A 16288-nucleotide genomic window follows, 5' to 3' on the forward strand; every position below is an offset into this window, starting at 1 on the left:
AAAATTGATGTATAACCTCTATTTTTATATCCTTTTGTACATTTCATATCTATATTTTAACTAAAATTTAAATGATATTTTAAGCTTATTTCTTTATCTTTATCTAAGTAATTTACTTAAAATGAGACATTTAATTTACTTTTTATTTTTTATTCTAGTAGCCATAGCATGTAAGACTTCAAAATTTACAGCAACACCAGCGCAAATGGAGGCTCTAGAAAATTTAATAATTAATAAAGATTTTGTTATAGAATCCAATTGGGCGTATCCTCAATCAACTAATGCCATGCAACAAATTGCAAACACGGGAATCTTGGGTCCTGGAAATACTGCAGGAAGCATTAATTTAATTGGTAATTCAAATTTTTTAAAAATTTCTGGAGATAGCATTATGTCTTACTTACCCTATTATGGGGAACGACAAATGAATGTGGGCTATGGAGGTTCAGACAGCGCTATTCAATTAAAAGATATTGTTCATGACTATAAAGTTAAAACGAATAAAGATAATAGTTACACTATAACTTTAAATGCAAATAGTAAAACTGAAAACTTTACAGTATATTTAAGAGTATTTCCAAATTTAAAAAGCTCCATAACATTTAATAGTCCATCGCGATTTCCTATACGATATGAAGGAAAAATTCAAGAGAAAATAACAACAGAATAATTAAACTTAAGCTCTTTTTAAGTTTGAATATAAAATTTGCTACCCTATGTTTCATTACGTTTATCTATGGAAACTGCATTTAATTTCATTTCATCGTTTATTTTTATAGTTCATGTGATTTTTTAGGCACCAACGAACTGAATTACATAGTTTTACGGTAGCAAAAAATTCACTCCCCATGAAAAAGCTACTTATTTTGTTCTGTTCTATTTGGTTAATGTGCTCTTTCAGTAGCTTGAATGCGCAAGATTCTCCTGTTATTCTAGAAGAAGTACCTTTAAATTATAAAAAACGAAGTCCGCTTTATGATTATAGCGAAAAACAACTAAATAATACAGACACCATTCCAGATTTTGAAAGACGTTCTAATAAGTTAAAAATAACAGGTACTATATACCAAAGTGATGGCGTTACACCAGCTAAAGATATTATTCTTTATATCTATCAACCAGATGAAGATGGGAATTATAACACTAAGAAGAATAAAGGCAAACGTTATGTAAATCATCGTGGATGGGTAAAAACCGATGCAGATGGGCGTTATACATTTTATGCCTTTGTTCCAGGCTCTACTTTTGAGCCACTTACATATCCGCGTAAAATAGGACCAAAACAAATTCACCCTGTAATAAAGGAGCCAGGTCTTCCTGAATATAACCTTGATGCTTTTCTTTTTGATGACGACCCTTATTTAACCGAGCGTTGTCGTAAAAAACTTGAGCGCATCGGGTATGAAGGTATAGTGAAATTAAATAAAGAAGAAGGCTTATTTGTAGCCTCAAGAGATATAGTGCTTAAACAAAACATCGCATCTTATAAGTAAAGACATACTAATTGACAATAAAGATAAATTAGTACATGATTGAGATAAAATCGATGTTTTATAACTACTATTGCATCCATAAATTTGATACCTCGATTGTTGAATGAAACATAAAGTAATTGATTTTATAAATCGCTAAAAAGAAACATTTAATAATTAGTAGTATATTTAAAAGCCCTCAATCTGAGGGCTTTTAATATTTAAAGAATTGACTTGTGAAATTAAACACCCAATATAGTATTACAAAATAACATCCTTTTTTATTTTTCAATCACTAATTTTTGACCAATTCTAATTACAGAATTACGTTTAATAGCATTGACTTTACAAAGTGAAGCGATAGTGATATTATTTAGTTTAGATATTCGCGATAATGTATCACCAGATTTAACTATATATACAGAACGCTCTTTTACCAAACTAGCAATAGCCTCTTCCTCTGTTAATAAAGGTTTAATTTTACTTTGTCGCTTCGAGTTATGCGCAATAGCTTGTGTCCATTTTTTTGTTACCCAAAGCTCGCTTGATCTAATTTTATTTTCTTCATTAAACTCAAATAAATATTCAGGGTTTATAGGAATTCCTTTATAATTCACAACCAAATGTAAATGACTGCCTCTGGCATTACCAGAAACACCGCCTTTCCCTAAATATGATCCTCTAGAAACGGTATCGTTTTCTTTTACACCATACTTCGATAAATGGGCATATACCGTTTCTAAACCATTATAGTGTCTAACTACAACAGTTCTTCCGTGGCCTCTTGTGTATCTTGCCATTCTCACAATACCATCAAACATTGAAAATATACTATCACCTGTTATCAAATCTATGTCTATACCATTATGCGCACGTCCTCGTCTCCAACCATAACGAGAAGTAACAACCTTATCTTTTCCAATAGGGGAGAAATAAGTAGAATCTGTAAACGCAATTTTTAACGGAAAAGTGACAGTAACTTCTTTGTAGGGATTATATACTGTATGATTCCAAAAGTCTTTTTTAATATCTAATTCTAACGACAATGAATCATTACTTGTCTTTGTATTAGTTGAATCTACTAAAATGTAATAAGCGACTGGATTTAAGTTTTTATGCTTTTGAGCATATAAGTTTAAACTTAATAAAATTAAAATTGACGAAAACAATAATTTCATGATAAATTATCGAAGTGATTTTTTTTGATTGATTGACAAAGATAAAAATTTAACGGTAATTGTTGGGTTGTATTGTTAGCGTCTACTAGTATTCACGTAAATTACAATATCAACTTAAAAACCCAAATGGTGAAACTAGTAGAATCATAGAAATTAAGCTTAATTTATTTGCAATACTATATTGTTGATTTTTAATTATTTACAGCATTATTAATAAACCTATGCTAATTTAACCTACCTTTGAGCATTGAATATATTGACGGCCTTTCTATTTTTTATTTTTTCCAATTTTAATCAATCTTTAGCTTTCTTTAACTGTTGTATTTCAGTCTCAATAGTATGACTTCATATACAATAGCTTCAATAAATTATCATTTAGGTTAAAACTAAAATCAGCTCTTTTTAATCGATGTGGTGTATTATTTAACAATAAGAATATCAAAACAAAGTTAATCATATCGAAAATCCAAAATTTCCAAGAACAAATAATACCAACTTCTCCAAGACATTAAGAAGTCGTGTAAATATGCATTTCAAGACTAATAACAAAAGTAGAAATGCCAATACAACAATGGTTATTAAGACAATTATAATGATTACATTATTTTTTGCACCATTAATACTATTAGCAACTGGTATAATTACCTCTATATGGGCACTTTTTTTATTATATATTACTAGTGGATTAGGAATGGCTGGTATTGGTATGGGAGTTATGCACGATGCAATTCATGGCTCTTATTCAAAAAACAAAAAAATTAATAAGCTATTAAGTTATACTTTCAACCTTATTGGAGCCAATGCTACCGTTTGGAAAATACAACACAATATATTACACCACACTTATACGAATATCGATCATGCAGATGATGATTTGAATGCGCCCTTTTTTTTACGCTTTTCACCAAATGCTAAGTATTATTGGGTACATCAATTTCAGCATATTTACATATGGTTTTTTTATTCTATATCCACTGTCTCTTGGATAACTACTAAAGATTTTGTTCGTTTAAAGCGTTATAGAAATATGGGTTTTTTAGACAAAAAAAATGAGTATAATAAAGAACTTATAAGCATGGTAGTATGGAAAACACTGTATTACGTATATGCACTAATACTACCAATGATTATGGTGCCGCAATCTTGGGGAATAATTTTATTGGCATTTTTAAGTATGCATTTTGTTACTGGGCTTTTGGTAAGCATTGTTTTTCAGATAGCACATATTATGCCTTCAAATGAATTTCCACTACCTAATGAAAATGGTATGATGAAAGAAGATTGGTACGGGCATCAATTTGCTACAACTACCAATTTTTCACCAAATAGCAAGCTTTTATTTTGGCTTATAGGTGGTTTAAACTATCAAGTAGAACATCACGTGCTTCCAGACGTATGCCATGTACACTATAAAAATATAACCAAAATTGTAGCAGATACAGCTAAAGAATTTGGTATTCCTTATCATGTTAAAAAAAGTCTGCTACATGCCATAAGCGATCATATCAAGATGCTACGGTGGTTAGGTAAAAAGCAAACTGGAGCAAATATAAATACTATGGTTCCCTAATTTTAATAAAGATGAGATTATGATAAAACAAATTATAAATAAAATATTTAACACTAATAAAGCAAATACAATGAAAGAAGGAACTGTAAAATTTTTTAATAATGCCAAAGGATTTGGTTTTATAAAAGTTAAAGATTCTGAAGAGGAAGTCTTTGTCCATAAATCTAATCTTATCGATCAAATAAAAGAAGATGATACTGTTACATTTGAGGTTGAAAAAGATGAAAAAGGACTAAGTGCTGTAAAAGTAAGTTTGGCTTAATAAAAAGTTTACTTAATTACAAACTGAAAGAAATTATCTTATTTGTAATTTAATTTCTTTCAGCAGAATTCAATATGCGCATAAACTGCGTGATTAATGGTTTTATTACTAAAAAACCATTACGTAAGCATTGTTTGTACAAAGCGAAATTGAAGCATAGGAGGAGAGCACAATGTATCTAGAATATCTTAATATACCAAGCCTATATTTTCGTAAATTTGATATTCTATATATGACAAGAGATATTATAGATATAAACGATTTTACTATTTTAGTTGAAGAAGCTAAGGTAAATACTCCAACAATAGACTCTTGTTTTTTTGATGAACCTATAATTGCGGTAGCATTCTACGGGTCTGGAAATGTTGATTTAGCGGTTAAATATATCGATAAGCAAAAACAGTTTAATCATACTAAAGGTTTAGCACTTTCATTTTATGCTGATGAAAAAGTTGAATTTGTACATACTGTTTCTGCTTCAAAACCATTAGAGTGTTTGGTTATAGCAACAACTGCAAAAGCAATTGAAAAACTTCCAAATGAAGAAGGGGAGTTGTTTAGCGAAATGCTTAACCAATTAGTAAACCCTTCAGACCATTATGTAGAAGGACCAAGTTTTATAATGACGCCAGAAATGCAGTCCATTGTAGATTCACTCTTTAATATTGAATATACTGGAAAGACAAAGATGATGTTTTTCAGAAGTCAAATAACAACTTTACTATCACATTTTTTCGGACAATTAGCAGCTTTAAAAACTGAAAAAATAAATACTTCGGAACGTAAAAAACTAAATCAAGCCAGAGATATTTTAATAGAAAACATTGATAATCCGCCGTCTTTAGATGAAATCTCCAAGGAAATAGGACTAAATACTTTCAAATTAAAAAAAGAGTTTAAATCCTTTTTTGGCGTTCCTGTGTTTAAGTATCTTCAAAATGAGCGTCTTACATTAGCTCATAAAATGATTAGTAATCAAGAAGCTACAGTCCAAGAAGCTGCTTGGAACGTTGGCTACGATAGTTTAAGTTCCTTTTCAAATGCTTTCGAAAAAAAGTTTGGCTATCGCCCAAGTCAAATTAAGTAACTCCTTTTCGAACAAATCTTTATCCTTTTAAGACAAACCATGCTTTTGTCTTCATCATAATTTTGTCTTGTAAATAAAACTTATACAGACATGAAAACAAAACGCGCCATTTTATTAGGTATAGCCATTTGGATAATCGCTATCCTGTTTTACTCTATTTCTTATTCAGTATCCATTTTAGAACATGCAGATACACAAGCAAACGCGGTATTATTTATGGTAGTGATGCCATTAGTTTGGTTTGGGTGCCATTTTTATTACAAAAAAGACAGTACAACTCACGGACTAAAAGTTGGGCAAACCCTCTTATTAACAGCAGTGGCTTTAGATGCACTAATTACAGTTCCATTATTTGTAATACCAAATGGTGGGAGTCACTATAGCTTTTTTACCTCTTTAGGCTTCTGGATTATTGCTTTCGAGTTTATAGCTATAGCAACACTGTATTGGTATGCATGTGTTTATTCTAAAAATAAAATTGTAAAACAATAAATTATGGATTTCACTTTTCAAAACACATCAATTATCGTGCTTACATTATTAACAGGTTTGTCGGCAGGCTTAAGTTTTACGTGGGCTAATACTATTACTACAGGTATTGGAAATTTAGACAACTATGGGTATTTAAGTGCTTTTCAACAAATGAACAGAACCATATTGAATCTCCCTTTTTTTATAGTCTTTTTTGGACCTTTCGTTCTGGGATTAGTCAATTTATATAGCTTTAAAAATGCACCAAGTTCATTAATAGGAGTGTTAATATCTGCAACTATAATTTACTTTTTAGGCGTAGTGTTGGTTACCATTTTCGGAAATGTGCCTCTCAATGAAGTTTTAGATAAAACGGATTTAATTTCAGCAAGCAATGAAGATTTAAAAGCGCTGAGAAACATTTTTGAAGCCAAGTGGAATCGGTTGCATTTAATAAGAACAGTCAGTTCAATTGGTTCATTTTTCTTACTAATACTAATTCTTTTAGTGAAAAAATAAAAACAACAGTAACCTATACAAATATTTTTAACAAATTAAATCACAAATAAAAATGAAAAATCAAAACAACATTTTAGTCATTGGCGGAACTGGAAAAACAGGACGCAAAGTAGCAAACAAATTAACAGCATTAGGACATAAGGTAAGAATTGGTTCGCGTTCTGCAACACCAGCATTCGATTGGGATAATTCTGAAACTTGGACGGAAGCATTACAAGGTATGGACAAAGTGTACATTACCTTTCAACCAGATTTAGCAGTTCCTGGAGCTCTAGATGCTATAGAGAAGTTGACAAAAAAGGCAAAACAATGTCATGTTAAAAAGCTCGTGTTATTATCAGGAAAAGGTGAACGAGAAGCAGAGCTTTGTGAACAAGTTGTTATACATTCTGGCATAGACTATACCATTGTTCGCGCAAGTTGGTTTAATCAAAATTTTAGTGAAAGCTTTTTTCTAGAACCCATTTTAGAAGGATTTGTAGCCTTACCGCAAGCAGATGTAAAAATACCTTTTGTAGATACAGAAGATATTGCAGATGTTGCAGTTGAAGCCCTATTGAATGAAACACATAATGGAAACATTTATCAGCTTACAGGACCAAGAGCACTAACTTTTAAAGAAGTTATTCAAGAGATTTCAGAAGCCACACAAAGAGATATAACCTTTGTTCCAATTACTATATCTGCATATTCAAAGGCTATGAAAAACCAAGGTGTACCAGCAAATTTTATTTGGTTAATTGAGTACTTGTTTACAGAAGTATTAGGTAATTCAAATAATTCAGAAATCACTAATGATATAGAGCAAGTACTTGGTCGTTCTCCTAAAGATTTTTCGGAGTATATTAGAGAAACAATAAATACTGGAATATGGAATCCAGTAGTAACCAACTAAATAATATGCCACACTTTATAATTGAATGCTCAGAACCTATTATTGCTATGAAATCTCCAGAAGAAATTATGCAAAAAGTATATAATACAGCCAAAGCAACCCAACTTTTTTCTAAAGGCGATATCAAGGTTAGAATAAAACCATATAAATATTACAATATTGGAAATACAAATAATGATTTCATTCATGCATTCTCATACATTATGGAAGGTAGAACAGAGGACGAAAAAAACTCACTTTCTCTAAGCATAATTGCTAAACTTAAATTAATGTTTCCAACGGTTCCTATAATTTCAATCAATATTAAAAACTTCGAAAAAGTAGGCTATTGCAATAAATTTATGATTTAAAACACACAAATGATGAACATTAGAAAAGCCTCCAGAAAAGATCTTTCAGCAATTGTGCAAATGATATCTGATGATCCACTTGGAAAAACAAGAGAGAATTATCAAATACCATTACCAAATGAATATATTATAGCATTTGAAAAAATAAATGCGGATAAAAACCAAGAGCTTGTTGTAGTTGAAAACCAAAGCGCAGAGGTTATAGGAACTTTACAACTATCCTTCACACAATACCTTACGTATTGTGGAGGTATAAGAGCGCAAATAGAAGCAGTAAGAATACACAAAGCACACAGAGGAAAGGGAATAGGAGAATCATTATTTAAATGGGCAATCACACGTGCTAAAGGAAGAAAAGCACATGTAATCCAATTAACCACAGATAAAAAAAGACATCAAGCGCTTCACTTTTATGAAGAACTAGGCTTTATTGCCACGCATGAAGGCATGAAACTACATTTGGTTTTATGATTAATATCATAAAAAACCGTGTCATCTTTTTATAATTTTATAATTCAAATGTTAAATTTTAATTATGAAAAATTCAAGCCAATCATTCATTCAAACTATCTCTTATAATTTATTTATTCTTGGAGTTTTATTTTTATTTACAGCCTGTAATAACAGTCCTTCAAAAGATAAAACAAGTAAAACTGAAACAGAAGAAATTGCAAAAGTCAATGATATCTTATGGAATGTTAAAGCCATTCATCCAGATGGACAAAGCTTAGATGTTAAAGCCTTTAATGAAGAAGGAAAATCGTTCGAAATAAAGGCAATTCAAAACTCCGATCAAGATATATTTTTAGATATAAAAGCTATAGTAGATGATGAAAAATTACCCGTTAAGATGCTACAGAGCGAAAATCAATTTGTTCCAGTTGCAGCTATAAATAAAGAAGGTGTTAAGTATTTCATTAAGGCAATAACTGCAGAAGGGGAAAAACTAGATGTTAAAGGCGTTGCAAGATTTGGAAATATTGTCATTATGAAGGCCATTAATAAAAAGGGAGAGTTTTATGGTGTAAAGGCTATTTCACCAGCTGGACAACTTAATGATATTAAAGGTGTAAAAATTAATAGAGGAGACAGAGAGATGTCTTTACAAGGCATAGGTATTCATGCACATATTAAAGCAATGCACCCAGCTGCTAATGAAGATGACTTTAAATTGCCTTCAAAAAATGAAAAGAAAAGAAGCTATAAAAGTGATTTCGAAAGAATAATTTGGAATATCAAGGCGGTAACAACAGATGGTAAAAATCTAGATTTAAAAGCTTTTGATGCAGAAGGCAACAAATTTGATGTAAAAGCTACACAAGATTCTAAACAGCATAGTTTTATGAATATTAAGGCATTTGTAGACGGGTACGAACTGCCAGTAAAAGTAATGGAGAGTGCAGATGAATATGCACCAATTAATGCTATAGGTAAAAACGGCGTTTTATACGAAATTAAAGCAATAACAACAGAAGGGGAAAAACTAGATATTAAAGGTGTTAGTCGTTCGGGAAATATTATTAATGTAAAAGCAATAAATAAAAATGGGGAATTATTAGGTGTTAAAGCTTTTGCTCCAGACGGTAAACTTAATCAAGTAAAAGGGATTAAGATTTTTAATAGAAAAGTAGAAATGAAAACACAAGGACAGCCAGTATACGCTCATTTAAAAGCCATTAACCAATAATTAGTTTCTTTCATCTGTTAAAAGAGTTTAAAAGTTATTGAAGGATTAAAGGGCTTAAAATGTAAATGAATTATAAGTTATTTAAAATTCAATAGTTGTTTTTTTATCATTCATAAATTAGTAGGTTCATCCATAGGTTGAACCTACTTTTATTTGGCGACAGATGTAGATGATTTGATTGTTCGTGTTCTAAATCAAAGTTTGGATTATAAAAATAATATATATTACAATAAAACACGATTAATAATAGTTATAAAGCCATTTTACATAATGAAATTACGACTAATAATTTTGTATCATTATGTACTGCGTTATGTAACTTGAGCTTTACTCATTGGCTTATATTTGATATTAATGAAATCGCGAATCTTCTTCGTCGATTTGGTTAAAAGCAGGGCAGAGCGTATAGAAATAGTCCACTGGACTATTTTAGCGAATGAGCCAGTTGGCGCTTTGGCAAACTACAGTCTCTTAAATAAATTTAATCCCAAAAGTTTCTTCTAAATCTAATGGAACACTCTTTATGCGACGACGTAGGAGGGAAGCGTAATGTGTGTGGAATGGAATGATTAATAATACATTTTATTTTATATATTTGCGTATAAACTACACATAATGAGCAAGCAATCAATTAAACTTTCTGTAGATGCAGTTGTATTTGGATATGAAGAAGGAAATATATCTGTGTTATTAATTAAAAGGAAGTATGATCCATTCAAAGGTCAATGGGCAATACCAGGTGGATTTGTTGAAAACAATGAATCTTTGGAAGATGCAGTTGAAAGAGAATTGTTTGAAGAAACAGGAATTAAGATTAATTACCTTGAACAACTTTACACATTTGGAAAACCAAATAGAGATCCAAGAGGTAGAGTAGTGTCAATAGCTTATTTTGGATTAGTCCGTCCAAATGCATTTAAACTATATGCTTCAACTGATGCTGAACAAGCACAATGGTTCAATATTAATGACTTACCCAAATTATCTTTTGACCATAAAGAAATTTTAAAAACTGCTATAGAAAGGTTACAAGGTAAAATAACCTATGAGCCTATAGGTTTTGAATTACTTGACAAAAAATTCCCGTTTTCTGATTTAGAAAAATTATATACAACACTTTTAGGTAGAGAAATTGATAGACGCAATTTCCGAAAGAAAATTGTTGGTTTAAATGTATTAGATGAGCTTGACGAAAAAGTATCAAAAGGCTCTGGAAGACCTGCCAATTTATTTCAGTTTAATCAAAAACGATACTTCCAACTCAAAAAGGAAGGGATAATTTTCGAAATATAAACTACTGATATTCAATATAATAATGTATTTGTGTAAATAAAACACAAAATATATTTGGTAGATAGTTTAATTCATTTTATATTTGTGTTATAATTACGCAAACTAATAATTAAAACTCAATATTATGTTAGGAATAAATTATATCAAATTCGACTCAATGAATTATGTAATTCATTACAAAAATGGGAAGATAAAGAAAGAGGGAAGAGGATTATCATTCTTTTACTTTTCTCCGAACTCATCAATTGTATCTATTCCTGTACCAAGTAATGATTTTCAATTTGTATTTAATGAAACTACTAAAGATTATCAAGAGGTTACATTGCAAGGACAAATAACTTATAAAATTGATAATCCAAAGCAGATTGCTGAAACATTAGATTTTACAGTTAATAAGAAAAAACAGTATTTAAAAAATGATTACGAGAAAATTCAACAGCGAATAATTAATGAAGCTCAAACTGCGAGTGCTTCAATTATTCAGCGCCTAAATCTAAAAGAAGCTTTAAGACAATTAGAAGATATTGAAAAGGAGATATTTACTAGTGTTCAAAAGTCAAAAACTGTTCAAATGTTAGGTTTAGAAGTGTTAAGTGTAAATATACTTGGTGTAACTCCAAATCCTGAAATGGCTAGAGCTTTAGAAGCACAAACGAGAGAATCTTTGCAAAAAGAAGCTGATCAAGCTGTATATGAACGTAGAAATTTCGCCGTAGAACAAGAAAGAATAATAAAAGAAAGTGAGCTAAATACAGAAATTGCAGTAGAAGAGAAGCAAAAGCAAATTGTAGAGAAGAAAATGGAAACTGATGTTGTGAAGCAAGAAAATGCGCAGAAACTTAAAGAAATGGAAATGACATCTAATATTTCTCTAGAAGAACAGAAGAAAGAACTCATAGATATTCAAGTTACAAATGAGAAGAAAGAAGCAGATGTTAAAGAGTATGTTTTAAATGCTAATTTAAAGCCATATAAAGAGTTAGACTGGAAAACATTAATGGCAATTAGTAATAACGATAATGATCCAAGTAATAATATCGCATTAGCTTTTAGAGAATTAGCCGAAAATGCTGATAAAATTGGAAATCTTAATATCTCTCCAGATTTATTAGAATCTATTGTTAAAAGTAAATAAAAATGAAATTTGAAAGAGTTATAATAATAAGAGATAAAACTAGGCTTGAGCAATTAGTTGAAAGATTTAATTCCAAAGCTCAAGCCAAGTTTTATATTGAGAGTTCAGATGGAGGCTTCGAGTTTTTTGAATTTGAACACAACACTTTTTATGAATCACTTTCAAAAGTAAAGGACTCTATAAATGGAATTCTTAAATATAAAGTCATAAATCGTTCTTTTTTACCAACATATATTTTCACTGAACAGGATTTAGTGCTAGTTATTGGTCAAGATGGATTGGTAGCAAATACAGCTAAATACGTAAATGGATTGCCAATTATTGGTATTAATCCAGATATAGAGCGTTATGACGGAGTTCTCTTAAAACATTCTCCTAACGATCTAAAAGGAATTTTGAAAAATATTATCAAAGGTAGTTACGAAACAAAACAAGTTACTATGGCTAAAGCTACTTTAAACGATGGTCAAGTTCTTTTAGCTTTTAATGATTTCTATATTGGAGCAGATTCTCACATTTCTTCAAGATATAGCATTGAATTTAATGGTGAAAAAGAGCAGCAATCTTCTAGTGGTGTATTAGTTTCAACTGGAGCAGGTTCTACAGGTTGGTTGAGTTCTATTTTTAATATGGCAAATAATGTAAGTAAATATTATAAAAGTAATAAAAATGAATGTGGAACTACTCTAGATTGGAACGATAATAAGCTTGTATTTGTAGTAAGAGAACCTTTTTTAAGTAAAATGTCTGAAACCAATATTGGTTACGGAATAATAACAAAAAATAAGAAATTAAGAATAGAATCAAATATGCCTACAAAAGGAGTCATTTTTAGTGATGGCATTGAGGCAGATTTTTTAAATTTTAACTCTGGAAGCTATGCTGAAATAGGTATTGCAGATGAGAAAGCGAACTTAATAATTAGTTAATAATATATAGCAAATTATAATTTGGTAAGTGGAGAATATTAAATATCTTCATAAGAATTTTGAAATGTTATACAGCATATCAAGTATATAGAATATGGATGAAATAAAATTAAACTTTATAAACCTTTTGAATAGCGACGCTACTATACAGCTATTTAGGAGAGAATATAATCAAGAGCAAATCGAAGATGACGAACTGTATGTTTATAGCTTAAACATTCAAAAGAATGCTGAAGAAGATAATTATAGGAAATATGTAATAAGTTTTACAGAAAGAGATGATTTTAAGGAATATAATTGTTCTATTTGGGAGAATAATGAGCTAACCAAAAGATGGTTTTTTTATTTAGTTCATAGAGTTTTACAAACAAAAAATGAATCAAACTTAGAGTACAATATTTCTAATAAACGATTTGATTTTTCTATAGATTTTATTACCAATAAAACAAATTATGGAAATCAAGTGATTAATGTAGCTCCATATTTTTTAAAGGTAAAAAAACAGTTTGGTTTTTTGATTGATTTTAAGTTTAGAAAAAATGAAGCCGCACCATTTGATAAAGAAGTACAAAGATTAAGTTTAAGTTTAGATAAAAACTATAGAAGTAATAGAAACTATTATTCCGATAAGAGTTTCAAAATCCAATCTTTCCTACATGATGAATTTTTATCATTTTTAACCTTACAAACTGAAAACGAAGAACTTAAATTTGATAATGAGTTAGTTACTCTCATTTCAAATAAATTAGATAATAAGAAATACGTTTTTGGTAATGAAAAAACGGGACTTTCTCAATTCCATGGTATTAAAAATTATGGACCTTTTAAGGACGTAGAAACTCAAGATGTTATTTACTTATTTCTTTTTGAAGATAAGTTTAAATCATTTGCAAATGATGTTTACTTGAGCCTTATAGGTAAAACAAATCGAGGCACTTTTCCTGGTATGACAGAAATGTTTGGATTACCACTATCAAAAGAAAATGTTGAAAAAATTTCATTGAATAAATTAGATGTTGCGAACCTCAAAGAACCTATTGCTCAAATTTTAGAGAAAAAGAATAGTAATCCAAATAAAAAAATTATTGCAATTTTATTAGAAGAAAATAATGAAGATGACAATATAGAAACCAATTCTCCTTATTATTTTTTAAAATATAATTTATTAAAGGAAAATATACCTGTTCAAGTTTTATCTAAAGAGAGTGTAGGTAGTCCAAATTCATTGAAATGGTCTACTTCAAATATAGGTTTACAAATTTTTTCAAAATTAGGAGGTGTACCTTGGTTAGTTAAACCAAGCAATAATAATTGCTTAATTCTTGGAATTGGAAGTTCCCACAAGTTCGATGAAGAAACAGGTAAAATACACAAATATTCAGCATATTCTGTTTGTCTTGATTCTTCTGGTATATATAAAAGACTTTCTATTCTTTCAGAGTCAGAAAATAAAGAGACTTATTTAGATGAATTGAGAACAAAATTAATATCTCTCTTAAAAGATGAGTTTTCAAATTATACTAAAGTAGTATTGCATGTTCCCTTTAAAATTCAAAAGGATGAAATTAGATCTATGGAAGACGCTTTGTCTCAATTTCACAATATAGAATTTAAAGTTTTAAAAATAAATATCAAAAATAAGTTCTTTGGTTTTAGTAATCATAATACTGAAGTTCCATATGAAAGTAGTTATATCAGACTTTCAAACAATGAATATTTAGTATGGTTTGAAGGTTTGCAGTATGGCAAAGAAATAGTTTATCAAAGAGTTGGGAATCCGGTTCACATAAAGTTTTTAAATTCAAAAAATAGTTCTAAAGAGGAAGATCAAACATTCCTCCAAGACGTAGTTAATTTATCAGGAGCTAATTGGAGAGGTTTTAATGCTAAATCTAGACCTATATCAATTTATTATTCAGAGATAATTGCAGAATATACTAAAGCATTTGAAAATTTTGAAGATTTTGATAGAGGAATTTTTTCAACTAATAAACCTTGGTTTTTATAAAATATAGAATATGGAAGTAAAAGGAGAAAACATAATATTTTTATTAGGAGCAGGTGCAAGTTATGAAGCTAACATACCTATATCATTTCAAATGGTGGATGAAATTGAAACTCTAATTAAAAAAGATGATAAGTGGAATAAATATGAAGATTTATACTATTATTTAAAAAGTAGTATTCAATATGGAGATGGTATATTTGGTAATTTTGATGAGCCATTCAATGTTGAAAAGTTACTAATTGTTATTTCTGAAATAGAAAAGCGAGATAAGAATATTATGTATCCATTCATTGGAACGTGGAATATTAGACTGACCGATTTAGCAGGCAAAAATTTTGAAAACTTAAAAGAGTTTAAAGAACTTATAGTGAATAAACTTAATGAATGGGTTAGGTTAAAAAATTACGACAAAGCAAATTATTATGAAGGTTTCGCAAGTTTGAAAAATGAAATAGGAAACTTATTAAAAGTATTTACTTTAAATTATGATTTATGTTTTGAAAGAGTAGTGGGAAAGGATCAAAATGTTGAACTTGGATTTAATAATGCAACCAAAGAATGGCACTACACAAATTTTGATTCGATTGATAGTAAGGATTTCTTTTTATATAAACTACATGGTTCTATAAATTGGTATACAACTGATGATAAAATAAGTAAGCTTAAGATAAGTGATGATCCTGTTGAAGTACCAGAGCTTATATTTGGGATTCAACATAAAATGACATCCATTGACCCTTATTTTTTCTTTGCATCGGAATTCAGGAAACAATGTTTAGATAATGAAACCAAATTATTGGTTTGTATTGGCTATAGTTTTTCAGATGAGTACATAAATAATATTATATCTCAAGCTGTACTTGAAAAGGACGAAACTCAGATATTAGTTGTGGCTGGACCAAATGACGATAAGGATGAAATTAAAAAGGACATATCAGATAAGCTAAATGTAGATTTAAGCGCTATAAAAGTTGAAACCGTAGGAGCAAAAAAGTTTTTAGTTGAAGTAATGAATAAAGATTATTTAGCACAATATATACATGATTCAAAAGATGCTCCTTTTTAATATTATGTAAAATAGAAATCTAGATGTTAAACTTGGCCTCATAAAATTTTGGTCAAAACAATAGGAGAAATGAGCGTGCATATTTTAGGCTATACGAATGCAATGATCCTGTGGATGATTGAATTTGGATACAACACTTTACTAAAAGCTAAATTCAAATTGTATTCAGCTAATAATGTCCACAGGACATTCTATTAACGCTAAATAGTCTAAAATATAGCGAATGAGCCGTTAATTGTTTCCAAAATTATATGCAGCCTTGAATTTTTGTTTCTTTTGTTTCAAGACAAAAGATAATGAATCATTAAAAAAAAAGATTAATTGAAGTTCTAAATATAACAAGTGCATAGAATTTTATTTTTCTTA

At 29.6% G+C, this 16288-nt stretch carries 17 protein-coding genes; 16 read left to right on the forward strand and 1 reads right to left on the reverse strand.

The window, feature by feature from the left end; genetic code table 11:
• Positions 1–121: 121 nt before the first annotated feature.
• Positions 122–670, forward strand: coding sequence for a DUF4251 domain-containing protein (locus Q0739_RS08240; protein ID WP_298238241.1), 549 nt, complete (start codon positions 122–124; stop codon positions 668–670).
• Between the two features lie 178 nt (positions 671–848).
• Positions 849–1493 (forward strand): hypothetical protein, encoded by a 645-nt coding sequence (locus Q0739_RS08245; RefSeq protein WP_298238242.1) that lies wholly within the window; start codon positions 849–851, stop codon positions 1491–1493.
• A gap of 260 nt (positions 1494–1753) precedes the next feature.
• Here the strand turns inward: Q0739_RS08245 and Q0739_RS08250 are convergent, their stop codons facing one another.
• Complete coding sequence (locus tag Q0739_RS08250; RefSeq protein WP_298238243.1) at positions 1754–2650, reverse strand: peptidoglycan DD-metalloendopeptidase family protein; 897 nt, start codon at positions 2648–2650, stop codon at positions 1754–1756.
• Between the two features lie 592 nt (positions 2651–3242).
• Here Q0739_RS08250 and Q0739_RS08255 point away from each other — a divergent pair.
• The 14 genes from Q0739_RS08255 (at position 3243) to Q0739_RS08320 (ending at position 15922) form a co-directional block, all read left to right on the forward strand.
• Positions 3243–4220: an acyl-CoA desaturase gene (locus tag Q0739_RS08255; RefSeq protein ID WP_298238244.1), complete on the forward strand. Its 978-nt coding sequence runs from the start codon at positions 3243–3245 to the stop codon at positions 4218–4220.
• Positions 4221–4239: 19 nt separating this feature from the next.
• Positions 4240–4482 carry a cold shock domain-containing protein gene (locus tag Q0739_RS08260; RefSeq protein ID WP_366140780.1) on the forward strand — a complete coding sequence of 81 codons (243 nt, stop codon included), beginning with the start codon at positions 4240–4242 and terminating at the stop codon, positions 4480–4482.
• Between the two features lie 232 nt (positions 4483–4714).
• Entirely contained in the window at positions 4715–5569 is an 855-nt protein-coding gene (locus Q0739_RS08265; RefSeq protein WP_298238245.1) for an AraC family transcriptional regulator, read from the forward strand.
• 90 nt (positions 5570–5659) lie between these two features.
• Positions 5660–6061, forward strand: coding sequence for a DUF5367 family protein (locus Q0739_RS08270; protein WP_298238246.1), 402 nt, complete (start codon positions 5660–5662; stop codon positions 6059–6061).
• Between the two features lie 3 nt (positions 6062–6064).
• A complete protein-coding gene (locus Q0739_RS08275; RefSeq protein WP_298238247.1) occupies positions 6065–6559 on the forward strand; it encodes a DUF1772 domain-containing protein in 495 nt (164 codons plus the stop codon).
• 52 nt (positions 6560–6611) lie between these two features.
• Positions 6612–7454, forward strand: a complete 843-nt coding sequence (locus Q0739_RS08280; protein ID WP_298238248.1) for an NAD(P)H-binding protein — start codon at positions 6612–6614, stop codon at positions 7452–7454.
• Between the two features lie 5 nt (positions 7455–7459).
• The gene (locus tag Q0739_RS08285; RefSeq protein WP_298238249.1) at positions 7460–7804 is read left to right on the forward strand and encodes a 5-carboxymethyl-2-hydroxymuconate Delta-isomerase; all 345 of its coding nucleotides are present in this window, start codon (positions 7460–7462) and stop codon (positions 7802–7804) included.
• Between the two features lie 9 nt (positions 7805–7813).
• Positions 7814–8275, forward strand: a complete 462-nt coding sequence (locus Q0739_RS08290) for a GNAT family N-acetyltransferase (RefSeq protein ID WP_298238250.1) — start codon at positions 7814–7816, stop codon at positions 8273–8275.
• 64 nt (positions 8276–8339) lie between these two features.
• Positions 8340–9491 carry a hypothetical protein gene (locus Q0739_RS08295; protein ID WP_298238251.1) on the forward strand — a complete coding sequence of 384 codons (1152 nt, stop codon included), beginning with the start codon at positions 8340–8342 and terminating at the stop codon, positions 9489–9491.
• Positions 9492–10106: 615 nt separating this feature from the next.
• Positions 10107–10784, forward strand: a complete 678-nt coding sequence (locus Q0739_RS08300; protein ID WP_298238252.1) for an NUDIX domain-containing protein — start codon at positions 10107–10109, stop codon at positions 10782–10784.
• Between the two features lie 157 nt (positions 10785–10941).
• Positions 10942–11919, forward strand: a complete 978-nt coding sequence (locus Q0739_RS08305) for an SPFH domain-containing protein (RefSeq protein ID WP_298238253.1) — start codon at positions 10942–10944, stop codon at positions 11917–11919.
• Positions 11920–11921: 2 nt separating this feature from the next.
• On the forward strand, positions 11922–12848 hold the full coding sequence (locus tag Q0739_RS08310) for a sugar kinase (protein WP_298238254.1): 927 nt from the start codon (positions 11922–11924) through the stop codon (positions 12846–12848).
• A 94-nt stretch (positions 12849–12942) separates the two neighbouring features.
• Entirely contained in the window at positions 12943–14856 is a 1914-nt protein-coding gene (locus Q0739_RS08315; RefSeq protein WP_298238255.1) for a Piwi domain-containing protein, read from the forward strand.
• A 10-nt stretch (positions 14857–14866) separates the two neighbouring features.
• Complete coding sequence (locus tag Q0739_RS08320) at positions 14867–15922, forward strand: SIR2 family protein (RefSeq protein WP_298238256.1); 1056 nt, start codon at positions 14867–14869, stop codon at positions 15920–15922.
• Positions 15923–16288: the final 366 nt, after the last annotated feature.

The sequence above is a fragment of the uncultured Algibacter sp. genome (assembly GCF_947487605.1).
In the GTDB taxonomy this organism is placed as follows: domain Bacteria; phylum Bacteroidota; class Bacteroidia; order Flavobacteriales; family Flavobacteriaceae; genus Algibacter_D.